The organism is Brevibacillus sp. MCWH, from assembly GCF_013096935.1.
Taxonomy (GTDB): Bacteria; Bacillota; Bacilli; order Brevibacillales; family Brevibacillaceae; genus Brevibacillus; species Brevibacillus aydinogluensis.
In genome coordinates this window covers 64208-81449 of sequence record NZ_SDLF01000015.1, presented here as the reverse complement: position 1 = coordinate 81449, position 17242 = coordinate 64208, and the positions used below count along the sequence as shown (strand labels likewise).

The 17242-nt window shown below is 55.0% G+C and carries 15 protein-coding genes and 1 tRNA gene; 9 read left to right on the top strand and 7 right to left on the bottom strand.

Going from position 1 to position 17242, the window contains the following annotated elements; translation table 11 throughout:
- Positions 1–176 precede the first annotated feature (176 nt).
- Positions 177–473: a helix-turn-helix domain-containing protein gene (locus tag ETC00_RS14040; protein WP_171566349.1), complete on the bottom strand. Its 297-nt coding sequence runs from the start codon at positions 471–473 to the stop codon at positions 177–179.
- Between the two features lie 103 nt (positions 474–576).
- Entirely contained in the window at positions 577–1707 is a 1131-nt protein-coding gene (locus ETC00_RS14035; RefSeq protein WP_171566699.1) for an HD-GYP domain-containing protein, read from the bottom strand.
- 138 nt (positions 1708–1845) lie between these two features.
- Here ETC00_RS14035 and nrdR point away from each other — a divergent pair, with 138 nt between their 5' ends.
- The 3 genes from nrdR (at position 1846) to dnaI (ending at position 4882) form a co-directional block, all read left to right on the top strand.
- Positions 1846–2322, top strand: coding sequence for a transcriptional regulator NrdR (nrdR, locus tag ETC00_RS14030; protein ID WP_171566698.1), 477 nt, complete (start codon positions 1846–1848; stop codon positions 2320–2322).
- A 163-nt stretch (positions 2323–2485) separates the two neighbouring features.
- The gene (locus ETC00_RS14025; protein WP_171566697.1) at positions 2486–3937 is read left to right on the top strand and encodes a replication initiation and membrane attachment family protein; all 1452 of its coding nucleotides are present in this window, start codon (positions 2486–2488) and stop codon (positions 3935–3937) included.
- A gap of 6 nt (positions 3938–3943) precedes the next feature.
- Positions 3944–4882 carry a primosomal protein DnaI gene (dnaI, locus tag ETC00_RS14020; RefSeq protein WP_171566696.1) on the top strand — a complete coding sequence of 313 codons (939 nt, stop codon included), beginning with the start codon at positions 3944–3946 and terminating at the stop codon, positions 4880–4882.
- Here the strand turns inward: dnaI and ETC00_RS14015 are convergent.
- On the bottom strand, positions 4864–5496 hold the full coding sequence (locus tag ETC00_RS14015; protein WP_171566695.1) for a YdcF family protein: 633 nt from the start codon (positions 5494–5496) through the stop codon (positions 4864–4866). The genes dnaI and ETC00_RS14015 overlap by 19 nt on opposite strands.
- A gap of 300 nt (positions 5497–5796) precedes the next feature.
- Between ETC00_RS14015 and ETC00_RS14010 the strand changes: the two genes are divergently transcribed.
- The 3 genes from ETC00_RS14010 (at position 5797) to ETC00_RS20955 (ending at position 7270) form a co-directional block, all read left to right on the top strand.
- Positions 5797–5872: transfer RNA gene (locus ETC00_RS14010), tRNA-Ala, on the top strand.
- 350 nt (positions 5873–6222) lie between these two features.
- Positions 6223–6855: a hypothetical protein gene (locus ETC00_RS14005; protein WP_171566694.1), complete on the top strand. Its 633-nt coding sequence runs from the start codon at positions 6223–6225 to the stop codon at positions 6853–6855.
- A 175-nt stretch (positions 6856–7030) separates the two neighbouring features.
- Positions 7031–7270, top strand: a complete 240-nt coding sequence (locus ETC00_RS20955; RefSeq protein WP_171566693.1) for a VanZ family protein — start codon at positions 7031–7033, stop codon at positions 7268–7270.
- 160 nt (positions 7271–7430) lie between these two features.
- Here ETC00_RS20955 and ETC00_RS13995 read toward each other — a convergent pair whose 3' ends face one another.
- Entirely contained in the window at positions 7431–8114 is a 684-nt protein-coding gene (locus tag ETC00_RS13995) for a hypothetical protein (protein ID WP_171566692.1), read from the bottom strand.
- A gap of 227 nt (positions 8115–8341) precedes the next feature.
- Entirely contained in the window at positions 8342–8800 is a 459-nt protein-coding gene (locus ETC00_RS13990; protein WP_171566691.1) for a hypothetical protein, read from the bottom strand.
- A 320-nt stretch (positions 8801–9120) separates the two neighbouring features.
- Here ETC00_RS13990 and ETC00_RS13985 point away from each other — a divergent pair, with 320 nt between their 5' ends.
- The 3 genes from ETC00_RS13985 (at position 9121) to hrpB (ending at position 15139) form a co-directional block, all read left to right on the top strand.
- On the top strand, positions 9121–9774 hold the full coding sequence (locus tag ETC00_RS13985) for a glycoside hydrolase domain-containing protein (protein ID WP_171566690.1): 654 nt from the start codon (positions 9121–9123) through the stop codon (positions 9772–9774).
- Between the two features lie 369 nt (positions 9775–10143).
- Complete coding sequence (gene helD / locus ETC00_RS13980; RefSeq protein WP_171566689.1) at positions 10144–12495, top strand: RNA polymerase recycling motor HelD; 2352 nt, start codon at positions 10144–10146, stop codon at positions 12493–12495.
- A gap of 130 nt (positions 12496–12625) precedes the next feature.
- Positions 12626–15139, top strand: a complete 2514-nt coding sequence (gene hrpB, locus ETC00_RS13975) for an ATP-dependent helicase HrpB (protein ID WP_171566688.1) — start codon at positions 12626–12628, stop codon at positions 15137–15139.
- Positions 15140–15253: 114 nt separating this feature from the next.
- Here hrpB and bluB read toward each other — a convergent pair whose 3' ends face one another.
- Together bluB and ETC00_RS13965 are read right to left on the bottom strand one after the other, a co-directional pair.
- Positions 15254–15931, bottom strand: a complete 678-nt coding sequence (gene bluB, locus ETC00_RS13970) for a 5,6-dimethylbenzimidazole synthase (protein WP_171566687.1) — start codon at positions 15929–15931, stop codon at positions 15254–15256.
- Between the two features lie 552 nt (positions 15932–16483).
- Entirely contained in the window at positions 16484–16840 is a 357-nt protein-coding gene (locus ETC00_RS13965; protein WP_171566686.1) for a hypothetical protein, read from the bottom strand.
- Between the last annotated feature and the right edge of the window lie 402 nt (positions 16841–17242).

Genomic DNA, 17242 nt, shown 5'->3' with positions numbered 1-17242 from the left:
GGGATGGGAACAACACAAGTGGGTAGTCTTGTCTATATTACCACCTAAGAGGCATTTGAGTATTCTCTTTCTCTTACTGGGGAATTTTCGCTTGATTTTTTTGAGGAACTTTCTTTTGATCTTGACAGTAATCGGGTACAATGCTGCCACATTCTCCATCACACGATACTTTTTTCTTACACCTCCCGCATCCAGATTTCCAAACACTTTTTTAGAATTTCGTTCTCCCGTTTCAATTTTTTCACATGTCGATCTTGATCGATGTACTCTGGACGTCGTCCACGCTGATCCAAAAGACCGAACTCCCCAAGTTGTTTGTATTTCCGCATCCATTTTTTTACTCGATCCTTATCCTGGATTCCTAAATGCTCAGTGATACGTCTGTATGTCCACTTCTCCTCTACATGCAATCGTATTGCCTCCATTTTCAACGACAAAGGATAATGCTTGAACTTTTGACCTTTGATAGCCATAAAAAATTCACCCCTTAAAGTAACATCGGTTATCCCAAGGGGTTTTTCCAATGTCTACTTTAAGGGGTGCACTCTACACAGCCAGGCGGGGTTATTATGTGACTCAATTCGCACTGGGCTGCACAAGCCCTTCGAGCGAGAACAATTCTTCGTCTTCAAAGCCGACGATAAACAGGTTGATCTGCGACTTCAGATCCAGTTCGTAGGGCACACGCAAGTCGTTGCCGCGGCCGTCCTTCAAGACGCGGACAGTGGGACGGTGGCAGTAGTCCGGGTCGACCCGGCAGACGACGCCCACCTCGCCGGTGTTCAGCACGACGCTGCTGCCGATCGGGAAGACGGCGATGTGCTTGCTGAAGGCTTTGATCAGATGATGCTCAAACAGGTGTCCACCCGCTCCGAAGAGGTATTCCAGCGCGTCCTGCGGCATGTACCGTTTGCGCCATGGGCGTGGAGACGTGAGCGAATCGTAGACGTCACAGATGCCGACGATCTGCGCGTACTCGTGAATGTTCTTGCCTTTCAACCCCTGCGGGTAGCCGCTGCCGTCCAACCGCTCGTGGTGCTGCAGGCAGACGTGTGCGGACAACAGCGAGATGTCATGCTGCTTGCGCAGGAGGTTGAATCCCAGCATGGTGTGCTGCTTGGCGATCTCCTGCTCTTCGTCGTTCCAGCGCTCCTGCTTTTGCAACAATTCCGGCGGCAGCTGCACCTTGCCGATGTCGTGAAGCATCGCGCCGATGCTCAAATCCATCAGTTGGCTGCGGCTGTAGCCTAGCGACATGCCGACTGCTGCTGCCAGCACCGCCACGTTGACCGAGTGATGGTAGAGCGAGGGAGAATGGGTAGAAATACTGGTCAGATGGAGCAAGAGCTGATGATTGCCCATCATGTCGTCCAAGATGGAATTGCATGCCTGCTGAAAGAGAAGCCCCATTTCGTTGAGCGAAACCTTTCGGGCCAGCTTGTTCGAGTTGGTGATTTGCTTGACAGTTTTGACAATCGCTTCAACGGCAGTCTGGCGGGTTTCCGGCCGGATGACCTCCTCCACGACGATGTCTTCCGTACGCTCGTCTTCTACGTACAGCGAGTCGATGCCGGCGCGGGTCAGCCCATTAATCAGCCGTTCCGTAAGGGTGACGCCTACCCCTAGTAACGTTTTCCCATCTTCGGTAAAGATCGTACGGCCCACCTTCATCCCCGGGCGGGCTTGTCTTACTGAAACTAAGCGCATAGGAATCCCTCCAACTTGTACTTAAATTTTACTCCAATTGGCTCAGACGTGAAATAGGTACAAGGATTGACTTGACTTCCGGCGGGAAATTGAGGGACACTGAATGAAAGTACCGTCATAATTGGAGTTGATTCCGCAATGCGCTGTCCGTTTTGCGATTACAATGGGACCAGGGTACTAGATTCCCGACCCTTTAACAATAACAAATCCATTCGCCGCCGGCGCGAATGTGAAAAATGTGAACGCCGCTTTACCACGTTTGAGGTGGTAGAGGAGACGCCGCTGTTGATTATTAAAAAAGACGGCACCCGTGAAGAATTTAGCCGGGAAAAGGTGCTTCGCGGCCTGGTGCGGGCCTGTGAAAAGCGGCCGGTGCCGCTGGAAGTGTTGGAGAATGTCGTCAACGAGATCGAAAAGGAACTGCGCAGCAGCGGCCTGTCGGAAATTCCCAGCAAGGACGTCGGGGAAAAAGTGATGGAGCGGCTGTACCACGTCGACGAAGTGGCCTATGTCCGGTTCGCTTCCGTTTACCGTCAGTTCAAGGACATCAACGTGTTTATGAAGGAACTGGAAGAACTGCTGTCCCAGGCGCGCAAAACGGGGCAGGCGGAGTAAGGCAGCGGAGTGGGAAACCTATAATCAATCGGGTAGACGCCCTTGCGATGCGCAAGAGCGTCTTTCCTGCTGCCTTTTTTCCCCTTCATTCCGCTGTCGTATCTATCACCGGCCGGACATGATATAATAGGGAAACCAGACTAGTCAGGAAGGAAAAGGATCAATGCCTCGTCTCGTGTGGAACGAATTACTGCCGAAAGATCGATATCTGGTGCGGCTGGCACGTCCGCTCAGCTTTGCCGAAATGGGCTTCGTCACCCAGCTCTACCTGCCGATCATCGGTGTGGAGTCGTTTTCTCTCTACCAACTGCTGGTGCACGAGGTGCAGGAGGCGAACGGAGCGGCGGTGGAAAGCACGCATCGCAGCCTGATGCTGATGACCGATCTCTCGCTAGACCGCTTGCTGGCGGCGCGGGAGCGGCTGGAGGCACTGGGCCTTTTGGCTGTTCGCAGGCGGGAGAATCAGCAGCGGGACTATTTTTACGAATACCTGGTAAAACCGCCGCTGACGCCAAACGAGTTTTTTGCCGACTACGTGCTGTCCGTGATGTTATTGAACAAAATCGAAAACGTCCGCTTCCGGCAGCTGCGGCAGCGGTACGCCGACCCGCTGGGAGCCGCTCTGGAACAGGAGTACCCGGTGGCGGAGACGGTGACCAAGGATTTTTACGAAGTGTTTCAATCGTTAAAACCGTCCGAGTTGGAAGTGCACAAAGGATCGGAGCGGGAACAGTTTCTCGCGCAGATGGAGACCCGCTATCCGGCGGCTCCGATGAAGTCGGATGTTGAAGCAGCGGTCCACCACCGGCTCAGCGCTTCCTCACTGCGCCACTACCTGCCGGACAACGCCTCCCCGGACAAGGTTTTTTCCGGAGACAGCGTGGAGTTTTTGTACAAGCTGTTCCACTTTTATCAACTGGACAGTTGGGGATTGGGGCAGGAACTGCGCGACTGGACCCTGTACAAACCGGACGGCAGCCTGGACAAGGATGTCCTGCGCAAGCGGCTGGTGCAGCGCTACACGGACGACAAGCTGCACCGCACACCGGCGACGTCTGCCCCGGGCGATGACGAGTGGGGGCCTGGCCGCCTGCCGGAACCGGGCAGCGAAGCGTTTGCCCGCGTCTGCCGGCAGCTCTCGCCCCTGTCCCTGTTGGAGCGGGTGGTAGGCGGCCGGGTGAGCCGGGTCTTTTTGGAACGGGCGGAAAATCTGGTGTTTGGCGACGGGCTGACCGTGGAGGTGGCCAATGCGCTGCTGCTTCACACGCTGCAGAGCATGCAGATGGAACTGCCCAAAGCCTACATGGAGACGATCCGCGACAGTTGGAAGGCGAAGCGGATCACGACCGTGGACGAAGCCGTGCGGCAGATCCTGGAGCGCGCCGACCAGCGGGCGCAGCACACGGAAAAGGCGAAGCGGCCGAAGCGGGAAACAGACACCGCTGTTCGCCGCAGCGGCCGCCCCATCCTGCAGGACAAGCTGCCTGCTTCCGTGGAATGGCAGCTTTCTCAGGAGCGCGAACCGCAGGAGACGGTCAAAGGTCAGTCCATCCAGGACGATCCCGAGTTGAAAACCATGTTGGAATCGCTGCGCAGACGGCAGAGAGGAGTGTGATGAGGGATGGAATCGATCAGCCAATTCATGCAGGAACTGGCCAAGCGGACGCCGCGCCACCTGCTGACGCCGGAGCAGCAGTTGGACAAGATGTTTCGCTCCTCCGCCTATTTGCAGTCGTTTCAACAGGCACACCCAGACTTGTCCCGCGACGACTACCTGCGGGCCCTGTCCGGCGTCTACACGGCGGTAAAGGAGCAGTACTGGTGTGAGCACTGTCCGGGACTGGAACAGTGCCCCAACCTGGTCAAGGGCCACCGGAGCCAGCTCAGCGTGAGAAACGGGGCCATCGTCAGCGCCATCTCTCCCTGCGACAAGCAGCAGGCGTATGAGGAAGACATGCGCCGCCGCCGCTTGATGCGCAGCTACTACGTCTCCGAGGAGACGATGGCCGCCAGCTTTGACCGGCTGGAACTGGACCAGGCAAACAGGGCGGCTGTAGCAGCGGCCATCCGGTTTTGCCAGACGGTCGGCAGCGGCGAACGGGTAAAGGGACTGTATCTGCACGGGCCGTTTGGCGTGGGCAAAAGCTACATCATGGGGGCGATCGCCCGCGAGCTGTCGGAGCGCAACATCGCTTCGCTCATGGTGTACGTGCCCGATTTTGTCCGTGAGATGAAGGATTCGCTGTCCGATCAGTCATACGCCGGCAAGCTGGAGCTTTTAAAGGAGGTGCCCGTGCTCATCCTGGACGACATCGGCGCCGAAAACCTCACCCCCTGGGTGCGCGATGAAGTGCTGGGCGTCATCCTCAACCAGCGTGTCAACAACCACCTGCCGACGCTGTTCACCTCCAACTACTCGCTGGAGGAATTGGAGGAGCATCTTTCCATCTCCAACGGCAACCGGATTGAACGAACAAAGGCGGCCCGCATCATGGAGCGGATCCGCCATTACGTGGACGTGTATTTGATCATGCGCAAGAATCAGCGCATCGAAAGCTGACTCCCCAGATACGTAAGCCGCCATTTGGTGTACGCCAGCACCTCTCGCACCAAGTGATACGGCCTGTACATCACGTTGGACTTCGTCCCGACGGGGTGGGCGGATATGCCCAGCGCTCGCGTCATGTCCATCGCCCGGGCGAGGTGATAGTCGTGGCTGACGACGAGCGCGTTGTGCAGGCCGTTTTGCTGCATGATCTGCCGGCTGAACAGCAGGTTTTCATACGTGTTGGTCGCCTCGGATTCCATCAGGATGCGGTCGGCCGGCACGCCCTGCTCCACCAGGTAATTGCGCATGACCTGAGCCTCTGTCACGCCTTTGCCGTCACCCAGTCCGCCCGAGACGATCAGGGTGGGCACGTATCCTTCCCGGTATAACTGCAGTGCCAAATCCAGCCGCTCCCGCAGCCCCGGACTGGGCTGGTCTCCCCACACGGCCGCTCCCAGCACGATGGCCACGTCCGCTTTTTGCGGTGCAGCGCTGCGGCTCGTCTGATCGATCCGCCACAAAACGTAACCCGCCCACAGCGCGGCCGCCGCCAGGCAGACGGCTGCCCAGATGCGCAGGTGTTTTTTCCAGGGGTGTACGATTGGGATGGATGATGTCGGTATCATGAGTATCCTCCGGTTGCCAAGGATTTTTGAGCGTTTCGGATGATTGTGCTGTTCGCAATATGCGAGTCCAAAGTGTTGTCGGTCGGTGTGCGTATGCCGTGCAGCAGTCAGCCGAGTGTGTTCCTATGTACATATACGGAAGAGATGGCCCGTCCGTTACGCTTGGTGGGCACGTGCAGGGCGGGTCGTTTCGTCAGGGTGAAAAAAATTTTTAAAATCCTATTGATCTTTGAAGACAGCATGTGCTATAATCAATCTCGTGGTAAGGAACGAGATGTTCCAAAGGAAACAATGAAATACGGGGCATTAGCTCAGCTGGGAGAGCGCTACACTGGCAGTGTAGAGGTCAGCGGTTCGAACCCGCTATGCTCCACCATACGATGAAGGAAACCCTTGGGAAACCAAGGGTTTTTGTTATTTCCAGGGGAGTTGGGAGATTGAGGATGTCAATAATTCGTATTAGATCGAGCAAAAGAAGCGAAACAGACAGTCCTCAAAGGAATGTCAAGCAGTTACGAAGCTGCAATGGACCAGGAAGCACCCCTTTGAATGCATATTTGCTCAAAATTCTTTGCAATCCCTAGTCGAATGGCAATATCTTTCTGGCATCAACAGACACCTTTCAGCGTGCATGAATAGAAATATGCAAATAATTTTCTGTAAGCACTTGAAATATATTACAATTTCCGCTATGATTTGGAAGTGTGTTAACAAAGGAGGGATAATATGAAATCGTTTGGTAAGGTGTCAAACTTCGTATCATCTCTACTTGCATTAATACTCGTATTTGGGGCAGGCGGAGGGGTATCCGCTTATTCTTCAGAATTGACACAAAAACAAAAAGAAGCGTATCACAAGCAATATGTTGAAATCGTCAAAGAGGTAAATGCGGAGTATCCTAATGCAAATTTGGAAGTTGTACCTTTGCATAAGTTTTCTGAGGAAGATTGGGTTGAACCCGATGAATTTCGAAAATTAGCAATTGCGAGGGCAAATCCAACTGTAACGATAACTGAATCTGTGCCCGCTGAAGGACCATCCCTTGGTGTTCAAGCTGTTTCAAAAACGAAATCAGCAACGATTGATGCTAACGGTACGGCTGTAACGATAAGCATTACGGGTTCGTTTGAAACAGAATATAATCCTTATGCGAATAGACAAGTGTTTGCTGGAATTAATTCTATCACCTCGAAAGCATCAAAAGGAACTTGGACACAAACAGGGTATGTGCCGAGACTAATCGATGGCGGTCGTACTTATGAGATTACTGTTGGGGGAAAATTAACCCTGAATGGCATTACTTCAAATCACAATATAACTGTAGAATTTTATTGCAGTGCGACTGGTGGGGTTAGCTGATAATTTACAAAATGTATTTGATTATTTAATAAATAAGGAAAGGTGGATACCATGTTTACCTTTCCTTATTGTTTTTGGTATTAGGAAACAGGAAAAAGATCAATGTCGCTCCAAGTCTCGCAAGCATGGAAAGCAAAAATGACACCGGAGGGAACACTTTGCCTACAGAAATATTTTGGGGAATATTATTGCGTTCTGTCCATTAGGGTTCTTAATCCCTGCTATTTTTACAAAGTTCCGGAAAGTTTCCAAGACGTTGTTGATCTGTTTCATCAGTGTAATTGGAATTGAGGTTTTTCAATTTGTTACAATGTTGGGTTTTTTTGATGTTGATGATATCATGTTGAATATGACAGGTTGTATAATTGGATATCTTATATATGGTGGGCTTAGAAATCTTAACCAGGAATCATAGCAAACTTGAATTTCGAAATTAACAACTCTATGAAAACGTACAAAAGAGTGCGATTACACGTGGCCATCCCCGAAAACTGCGAATTTCCGAGAAAAAGTTGAATTTAATAAACCCAAGAATGTTGGTATTTCCGCATTCTTGGGCTTTTTTCATTGTTTCTTTATTCAGCAGACTCAAACAATGTGCCATTAAATTTATACATTGTGGTTGTGTGTTTAAACTGAGGTGTAATTGTGCTGTCAAGCGGGCGCTTATATTCGGTGGAAAAGTCATAGAGATAATCGCCATCGATGTGAAAGGTGCTTATTTTGGCGTAGTATTCATCTTGAAAAGTAGATATCTCTTTCATCGGATGTTCCCAAGCTTCAACAAAATTCCCGTTATCATCCAAATGCCAGAGCACAACGGTTTCGGTATGAGCACCTGTCCCGCCAGAACGATAGACAGTTTGGTATATCTTCTTATCTTGCATCACCGTAACAGGTTCCTGTACCGTAAGATTATCAATTTTCCATTTCCGTTCGGTAATCAGCTTGTATTCCTCATTTTTCTGTTTGTCAAAAATGAAAAACGAGCCAATGTTGGTGCCGCCAGTCAAGGTTGCTGCAATTTCCACATCAACGTCATGGTCGATGTTCACTTCTTGGAAAGCAAGATGCTCAAAGTAGTGATTCTTCTCTTTGCTTTGCGCTTGTATCCATTGCTTTATCTGGTCTTTTCCAATTGAAGAATTACTTTGACTATGTGCCACATCTGACGAAAACAATGTTTGAGATGTGAAAACGGAAATGCCGATTACAAGACTGACTGCTGCACAAGACACAACTGCGATTTTATTAAACACCCAATTCACCGCCAATACGATTCGCTGCTCACATATAGGAGACGGCAGAAAACACGTTTTGTTTCAAAAAATTGTAAATGGCTTCGGGGGAAAATCATTATGTCAGGTGAAAGTCATTACGCCGTTAGATAACTTTTTTGGGCCAATAAACAAGCACAACTCTTTTACGGGCTGTGCCCACGACATTTGCAGTCAGCCAAAAGTACGCTTCTGACAGGCGCACGTGCTTATGGCTGACTTGTTTTTTGATCGAGTGTATGAAACTCAAGCTGATGCATTTTAAGTACGGTCAATGGATCGACATCGTTGACGATTTTATAAACATTTACACGCTTGTCATGACTGATCCGTATGTAGTTGTGATCTTCAAGAAGTTCCATGCCAAACCGATATGAACCGTTCACATATAACCTTATGGCATAAGCCCCACGAGACGTGAAGTCGTTAACCTTTTGCAACCTCAAGGTTGAGAGCGCTGCAAGTATGTTTTTGACCTTGTCCTGATCAACGATCTTTGTGGTTGCGTCGTCCGAATATCTCTCCATTCTGATTGTAACCTCGTCATTTGGTTGTATTTGATCCTCTACGATGTCTGCAAACGACGTGTATGTCATTCTGTCCACGATCAAATAAACGCCGCATACAACCAAAATGAACAGAAAGGTTAGAAGGATCGGTTTTCGCAAGATTTCTCTCCCCCCCCTTGCATGATGTTGTTTATGTAGGGAGCGCACTCCTATAAAACGAACAGGAAAACCAGGCAGTCTGTTACATATATTGTAAACTGCTCGAGGGGAAAGTCAGTGATATTTTTCAGTGTGCAGACAAAGTCCGTGGTGGAATGGGTGTTGGTTCCCGCTCGCTCTTTTGACGACCGGTAAAGCAGCGGATCGCGTCCGCTCAAAATGCAACGTGGGCAGAGGGCTTGCAATGATTGCAGGGCTGGCGTTTCTCCTGCTGTCTCCATATACATGAAGGTAACAACGTGTGAGGGAGGACAGCGCACATGCCGGAACCAATGCTGTGGGGAGTAGATTCAGCTTCCCGAGTGGGAAATGAGTTGTATCAATGTGTAGTGCGCAACTTCGGCAAACCTGCCTACTGGGGAAGGTATTTGGCAACGGTTCCCAATGCAGCCGACGGACTGACGAAGGCGGAAGCGTCTTTTCTGCATCGCAACGGCGTGAAAATCCTGCCGATTTACAGTAAATTCACCCGAGCGGTCGGCTATGACCAGGGGCGAATCATTGCGAGAAACAGCATGTACTACGCTCAACTGCTCGGGATTCCCAAGGGAACCATCCTGTTTGCCAACATCGAGAAACGGTTTCAGGTCGATGAAGCGTGGATTCGCGGGTGGGTGGATGCAATCGATCAGGGAGGATATCGTCCGGGGATTTACTGTGATCCGAGTCAACCCGCCTTTTCCCGAGCGTATTGTCTCGCGCAGGAAAGGAGCGAAAGGGTGCGAACGCGAACCGTACTGTGGAGCCAGGAGCCTACGCCGGGCCCGTCATCTTCGCGTCAAGCACCGGCGTATGCACCCGTCCGTCCCCCCTGCCCGGCACAGGTGTGGGCATGGCAGTACGGCGAAAACGCGAGGGAATGTCCGATCGACACCAATCTCATGGACCGCCGGCTGTTTCAATTGCTCTGGTAAATTGGATGCGTTCACCGATTTTGTATGATCCTCGTCCATCCTCCAAAAGTTCACGAGAAAGTTGCTTGCTCTATCATGGAAATTTATGGTATTAGTATTGGCAGCATCTACGAAAAACGGAGACGATTCACGCGTCTCCGTTTGCTCTATCGCTTTCTATCTGATATTCCGTTCATTTCATCGCCGTGGGAATGGGACAAGTTCCTCTGGCGCCGCCCGCATTGTGTTTTGCATCCGTCTGTGTTAGAATGAGGAGTGGCCACTACCTACCAGCAAAAACTGAATAATATATCCCAATATAATCTTATCACAAATGATGTGGATTGTCAAACACTGTGGTCCAAAATTTTGCTGAAGAGGAGCGATACGATGAGCGTGACGGAGAGAGAGTGGCGGGAAGAAAATGAACGTGTTGAACGTGTCATCGGCGTGATTGACCGGAAAATCAACAGTCTTGAGGAGCATGTCAGCAACGTGCGGGCGGACATCGTGGAGATACGAAAAAAATTTTGGGACGATGTGACGGTCAACGTTGACGATATGATGGAAGCGATAGAGACGTACGCGAGCATCAAGCAGCAGGCTGAGGTGTTGTCGGAGCGGGAACGCAGCCACCGCCATGCGAGCAGGCAGCTTGCCACGCTGAAGAAACTGAAACAGTCGCCGTATTTCGGGCGAATCGACTTTGTCGAAGACGGGGAGCAAACTCCGGAGCGCATCTACCTGGGAATCGCCTCCCTGCTCGACGAACAGGACGAACAGTTTCTGATCTACGATTGGCGCGCGCCGGTGTCCAGCCTGTATTACGACTACCCGCCCGGACCAGCGCAGTACGAGACTCCTGGCGGTACGATTACCGGCACGATGGAGTTGAAGCGGCAGTACATCATCCGTGACGGCCGGATTCAGAGCATGTTTGACACGGGGGTCACCATCGGCGACGAACTGCTGCAGGAAGTGCTCGGCAGACAGGCGGACGGGCAGATGAAAAGCATCGTGGCCACGATTCAAAAAGAACAAAACCGCATTATCCGCAACGAGCGAAGCCGGCTGCTCGTCGTACAGGGAGCAGCGGGAAGCGGCAAGACGTCTGCCGCTCTGCAGCGGGTGGCCTATCTTCTCTACCGGTACCGGAACACGCTGCGGGCGGAGCAGATCGTGCTGTTTTCCCCCAATCCGCTGTTTAACAGCTACGTGTCCACCGTCCTGCCCGAATTGGGTGAGGAAAACATGCAGCAGACGACGTTTCAGGAGTACGTGGAGCACAGGCTGGGGGAGACGTTTCGCATCGAAGATCCGTTTGCGCAGATGGAATACGCCTACACCGCCATGGACGAGCCGGGGTATGACGCCCGCATGGAAGGCATTCGCTTCAAGGCGTCTGCCGCCTTCAAGCAGGTGATCGAGCGCTACGTGGAATCGCTCCGGCAAGCGGGGTTGCTCTTTGCGGATGTGACCTTCCGCGGCAGGACCCTGATTGACGCCGAGCAGATCCGGGAGCATTTTTACTCGCTCGATCCCTCGCTGCGCCTCCCCAACCGCTTGAGGCTGACGGCAGAGTGGCTGCTGGAAGAATTGCGAAAGCAGGAGCGCCAGGAGCGGACGCAGCCGTGGGTGGAAGACGAGATCGACCTGCTTGATCGGGAGGCGTATTACCGCGCCTATCAACAGCTTCGGCGGGAAAAGCGCTTTACCGCCGAGTCGTTTGACGACTTTGAGCGCGAACGGGAATTGCTTGCCGCCACGGTCGTCAACGAGCACTTCGAGCCGCTGCGCCGGTGGGTGAAGCAGTTTGGTTTTGTCAACATGAAGGCCGTGTACCGGCAGTTGTTTGCCGATCCGCAGTACGCGATGCGTTTAGCAAACGATCTCCCCTGGCCGCAGCAGTGGGCGGAGATATGCGCCAGGACCGTGGAGATGCTGGATCGGTCCGAGCTGTTCTGGGAGGACGCCACGCCGTATTTGTATGCAAAAGAGTTGATCGAAGGCTTTCACACCAACACGTCGGTCCGGCACGTGTTCATCGATGAGGCACAGGACTACTCGCCGTTTCAGTTTGCTTTTCTCCGGCGGCTGTTTCCGCACAGCAGCATGACCGTGCTCGGCGACCTGAACCAGGCGATTTACGCCCACGTCGATGCGCAAACCGACTTTTCCCCGCTCGCATCGCTGTACGAAGACGGACAGACCGAGATGATCGTGCTGACGCGGAGCTACCGGTCCACGCGGCAGATCGTCGAGTTTACCCGCGGGCTGATCACCGGGGGCGAAGTGATTCAGCCGTTTAACCGGGACGGCGTAAAGCCAACCTTGACACAAGCTGCCGATCCGAGCGATCTGGCGGAGAAGATTGTCGCCCGCATCCGCGCGCTTCAAGACGCGGGACACCGGACGATTGCGGTCATCTGCAAAACCGCCCGGGAAAGTCGGGACGCGTACGCAGCACTCAGCAGCCGGCTGCCGGTGCGCCTGATCAGCAAGGAGACGGTCTCCTTTGAGCCGGGCGTGCTCGTCATCCCGTCCTATCTGGCCAAAGGCGTCGAATTCGACGCGGTCATCATCTACGATGCGTCTCGGGTGACGTACGGGCGGGAGGCGGAACGCAGGCTGTTTTACACTGCCTGTACGCGGGCGATGCATGAACTGCACCTGTATGCTGTCGGCGAGGTGAGCCCGTTTGTGACCGCGCTGTCTCCCGATACTTACGTTACGGAGCGCTGACAGCATAAGGCCGCCTGGCCCACCCGCATCCCCAGTGTGCGTCAAAACGCGTGCCGACCGCCGGCGAAGCGGCTATAATAGCAGAGGTGGAACAGGATGTTCGCGGCTGAAACAAACATGAGGTGATCGCATGAATACATTGCCCGTCGATTCGATCATCCCGGCGTTGAAAGAGGCGCTTCGCACCCGCAGCAGCGCGGTGCTGGTGGCTGCGCCCGGGGCGGGGAAAACGACCCGGGTGCCGCTTGCCCTGCTCGACGAGCCGTGGCTGGCCGGACGACGCATTCTGATGTTGGAACCGCGCCGTCTGGCTGCGCGAGCGGCGGCGCGCTACATGGCCGCCTCGCTGGGGGAACAGGTGGGTGACACCGTGGGATACCGGGTGCGCCTGGATACCCGGGTCGGGCCTGCCACGCGCATCGAAGTGGTTACCGAGGGCGTGCTGACGCGGATGCTGCAGGCCGACCCGGCACTTGAGGACACGGGATTGGTCATTTTTGACGAATTTCACGAGCGCAGCCTTCATGCCGACCTGGGATTGGCCCTGTGCCTGGAGGCTCAGTCCGTACTGCGCGACGATCTGCGCATCCTGGTCATGTCGGCCACGTTGGATGCCGAGCCGGTGGCTGCGCTGTTGGGCGATGCGCCGGTGCTGACGAGCGAAGGACGAGCCTATCCGGTGGAGACGCGCTATCTGGATCGCCGGGTGGAGGGGGCGATCAAGCCGGTCGTCGTCCGCCGGATTCAGGAAGCGCTCGCGTCGGAACCGGGAGATATCCTGGTCTTTTTGCCGGGAGCGGGAGAGATTCGCAGGGTGGAAGAAAGGCTCGCCGAGCTGGAGTTGGGCGCCTCCGTCCGGGTGGCCCCCCTCTACGGAAATCTGCCGCAGGAGGTACAGGACCGGGCGATTGCTCCGGGGCGGCCGGGTGAGCGCAAAATTGTCCTCGCCACTTCCATCGCCGAGACCAGCCTGACGGTGGAAGGGGTCCGGGTGGTGATTGACAGCGGCCTGGCGCGGGTGCCGCGCTTTTCGCCGCGCACAGGCATGGCCCGGCTGGAAACGATCCGGGTGTCGCAGGCGTCGGCCGAGCAGCGGCGGGGTCGGGCAGGCCGTCTCGGCCCCGGCGTATGCTACCGGCTGTGGACAGAGCAGGAGCATCGGCACCTGGCATTGCGAAACACGCCCGAGATTCTGGAATCGGATCTGGCTCCGCTGGCGCTCGAACTGGCTGCCTGGGGCGTCGCGGACCCGGCTGAGCTGCGCTGGCTCGACTCGCCTCCGGCTGCCGCCCTTGCGCAGGCGCGTGACCTGCTCGTGCAGCTCGGCGCGCTGGAGAAAAGCGGGGCGATTACCACGCACGGACGGCGAATGGCAGAGCTTGGTCTGCATCCCCGTCTTGCGCACATGATCCTAAAGGCCATTCCCCTCGGTCTGGGCGGATTGGCCTGCGAACTGGCGGCACTTCTGAGCGAACGGGATATTTTGCGCAGCGGTCATCATCCGGCCGACGCCGATCTGCGCCTGCGGGTGGAGACGCTGCGACAGGCAGCGGCGGGAGGGCGGCCCGGCGATGCCGCACCGCCAGGGTACACGGTGGATGCGGCTGCCTGCCGACGGATTCTCGCTGAGGCGAACCACTGGAAGCGTGAGGCGGGAATTGCTGAAAACAGCGGCGACGACGTAGACGCGTGCGGACTTTTGCTCGCTTTCGCCTACCCTGATCGAATCGCGCGGAGGCGCGACAGCGGGCGGTTTCTGTTGCGCAACGGCCGCGGGGCAGCACTGGCCGGGCAGCAGCCGTTGGCCCAGGCTCCCTGGCTGGTGGCAGCCGAACTGGACGATCTGGGAACGGAAGGACGTGTGCATCTTGCTGCTCCGGTCGACATATCCGATCTGGAGCGGCACTTCGCCGACCAGATCGAGGCGGAGACGGCCGTATACTGGGATCGCGAGGCGCAGGCCGTGCGGGCGAGACAACGGAAACGGCTGGGGGCCCTGGTGCTGAAAGACGTACCGCTGGCCGACCCCGATCCGGAAGCGACCGCGGCTGCGCTGCTTCGCGGGATCGCCGAAGAAGGGCTGAACATCCTGCCGTGGACCAAGCAGGCCCGCCAGTTTTGGCAGCGGCTGTTGTTCATGAGCCGGCACGAGGAGGGCTGGCCGGACGTGTCGGAGGAGGCGCTGTCGGCTTCGCTGCCTGACTGGCTCGGGCCGCACCTGTACGGTTTGAAAAGCCGCGACGATTTGCAGCGCCTCTCCTTGATCGACATCTTCGCCGGGATGCTCTCCTGGGAGCAGCGGCGCGAACTGGATGAATACGCCCCGACGCATATCGTCGTGCCCAGCGGATCGCGCATCCCCGTCGACTACAGCGATCCCGAGGCTCCGGTGCTGGCTGTGCGGCTGCAGGAGCTGTTCGGGTTGAAGGAAACCCCCCGGATTGCCCGGGGGAGGGTGCCGCTGACGCTCCACCTGCTGTCGCCGGCACATCGCCCCGTGCAGGTGACGCGCGATCTGGCCAGCTTTTGGCGCAGCGCCTATTTTGACGTGAAGAAGGATCTGAAAGGGCGTTACCCCAAACACTACTGGCCTGACAATCCGCTGGAGGCGCTCCCGACGAACCGGACACGGCCTCGTTCGTGAAGCCAAAGCATCGCGTATGACAAATGTGTATCTACGAAAAACAGGGCTGTACCCGTCGGTGGCAGATGCTGCTGGACGGGACAGCCCTGTCTTTTTTGTGTGTTTGTGCGGTGCTTACTTCTGACCAATCTTCACGCTGTCCGGCACCTGACCCCATTTTTCCTCGAAAATGAGCTTCTCCAGGTCAAGCCTGCGCTCCCATTGGAAGATTTCCAGCAGCGGCCGTTCCGGATAGTGGTCGGTGTAGCCGATGGACAGCAGGGCAACTGGTTCCACATGCGGCGGGATGCCGAGGATGCGGCGCACATCCGGCTTTTTGTAGAAACTGACCCAGCCCATGGCCAGGCCTTCCGCATAAGCGGCCAGCCACATGTTTTGGATGGCGCAGCTTACGGACATGATGTCCGTTTCCGGTATGGAGTTGCGCCCCAGCACGTGGTCCCCGCCTCGGGTGGGATCGCAGGTGACGCAGAGAGTAATCGGCGCTTCCTTGATCCCTTCGATTTTTAAGTCCAAAAAGGCGAGTTCCCTGTCCGTCCCCTCGTAGTGGATGGCCAGCGCCCGCCGCTCTTTTTGCACGATCTCTGCCAGCTGCTGTTTCGTCGCCGCGTCGCGGATGATGACAAAATTCCACGGCTGCATGAAGCCGACAGACGGAGCGTGGTGGCCGGCCTGCAGGATGGCAAACAGCTTTTCGTCTGGAACCGGTTTGTCCAGAAAAGTGCGGATGTCCCTGCGATTTACGATGGCCTTGTACACGCCCCGTTTTTCTTCCTCCGACAAACGATTCACGAATGACTTCCCCCTTGTTGATATTGTGGACAAACTGTGCTGTGATGATTGTACCATTTGCATAGGTCCAGGCTCGTAAAAAAGCCAGTTCCAGCAACCTTTTGACCGTATTGCCGTCTGTAAAGTTGATTCATCACGTATTACCCCTCCCTTTCTAGGGACTGCCTGTACCATACAGGCAGCTTTTTTTTTATCTTCATGCTGGCGGAGAGGGCAGTCTTCCCATCCGCGGTGTGCGGACAGATAGGAAAAAATAGTATGCAGAAAAAGTAAATAAATGGAAATCAAACCCTGTACATCCTGCCGGGAGCAGAGCAGAAGCAAGATAAACGTTAGCACGCGCCTGAAAATCGCGTCCCGCCATGGTGCAGTTTTTTACAAATTACGAAGAAAACAAAAGACGACACTTTTCGATAAGCGAAAAGCATAGTACAATTCCTAGTATGTACGAACTTGGGGAGTTCGTGACGGCGGTCCAAAACTGTGCAGGAGGGACCGCCTCTTTTTTATGTTTCGTTGTCAAAACCCCTCCAAAAGCTGGCAGACAGGTGTCTAGCCGAGGGAGGGCGGTTTGTGAACGGGAAAGGATTCGATCGGCGCAAAGCTGCCGTTGATCAGTGCGTCAATCAACTGCTCGGCGGTCAGCGAAATCGTGATGCCGGGATCGGGGATGTCGACCTGGAACTTGTCGGATTGATAGCGGTACAGAAGGGTTCCGATCGGCTGGATCGGGTAGATGAGGATGTCTTGGCCAAGCCGTTGTCCGGTTTTGGCAATCTCCCGCAACGCCCAAAACAGTTCACCCCAGACGGGCAGATACGGTTTGCGCTTGTGCCGCCTAAGCGCATCTACGAGATGGACACGCAGGCTGTCCAGCAGCTCCCGGTTTTGGTCTTCCACGATTAGCATAAAGGGCTGCCACTCCTTTGTCGGTGCGCTTGGGGACAGGCGTCCCCGGCGGGCAATGTCCTGCTGTCGGCATTGCCGGCCAATCACTTCTACGCATCAGTGTAAGTCACGATTGACAGGGACGCAAGCGTGTACAAAAAAGGCGCATCCTCAGCTCTGCGGGCGTTCACGGCTGTTCCAAAGGTCGTCCAAGCTGCAGTGTGCCCAACGAAAAAAGCCGGATACCTTATGGTGGGTGTCCGGCTTTTTTTGCGCGTTTATTTCACGAGAACGTTCGACACGTCTTCCATCACCTGTCGGCCTGCGAGCAATCCGCTGTACACCCAACTGCTGTCGGAGCTCATTTCATACACGTGTCCTGTGATGCCCAAGGCCGGCGGCGGACATGCCTGACTGGCCGCC

Coding starts and splice junctions, on each gene's coding strand:
- ETC00_RS14040 (WP_171566349.1), bottom strand. CDS start 473: ATGGCTATCAAAGGTCAAAAGTTCAAGCATTATCCTTTGTCGTTGAAA.
- ETC00_RS14035 (WP_171566699.1), bottom strand. CDS start 1,707: ATGCGCTTAGTTTCAGTAAGACAAGCCCGCCCGGGGATGAAGGTGGGC.
- nrdR (WP_171566698.1), top strand. CDS start 1,846: ATGCGCTGTCCGTTTTGCGATTACAATGGGACCAGGGTACTAGATTCC.
- ETC00_RS14025 (WP_171566697.1), top strand. CDS start 2,486: ATGCCTCGTCTCGTGTGGAACGAATTACTGCCGAAAGATCGATATCTG.
- dnaI (WP_171566696.1), top strand. CDS start 3,944: ATGGAATCGATCAGCCAATTCATGCAGGAACTGGCCAAGCGGACGCCG.
- ETC00_RS14015 (WP_171566695.1), bottom strand. CDS start 5,496: ATGATACCGACATCATCCATCCCAATCGTACACCCCTGGAAAAAACAC.
- ETC00_RS14005 (WP_171566694.1), top strand. CDS start 6,223: ATGAAATCGTTTGGTAAGGTGTCAAACTTCGTATCATCTCTACTTGCA.
- ETC00_RS13985 (WP_171566690.1), top strand. CDS start 9,121: ATGCCGGAACCAATGCTGTGGGGAGTAGATTCAGCTTCCCGAGTGGGA.
- helD (WP_171566689.1), top strand. CDS start 10,144: ATGAGCGTGACGGAGAGAGAGTGGCGGGAAGAAAATGAACGTGTTGAA.
- hrpB (WP_171566688.1), top strand. CDS start 12,626: ATGAATACATTGCCCGTCGATTCGATCATCCCGGCGTTGAAAGAGGCG.
- ETC00_RS13965 (WP_171566686.1), bottom strand. CDS start 16,840: ATGCTAATCGTGGAAGACCAAAACCGGGAGCTGCTGGACAGCCTGCGT.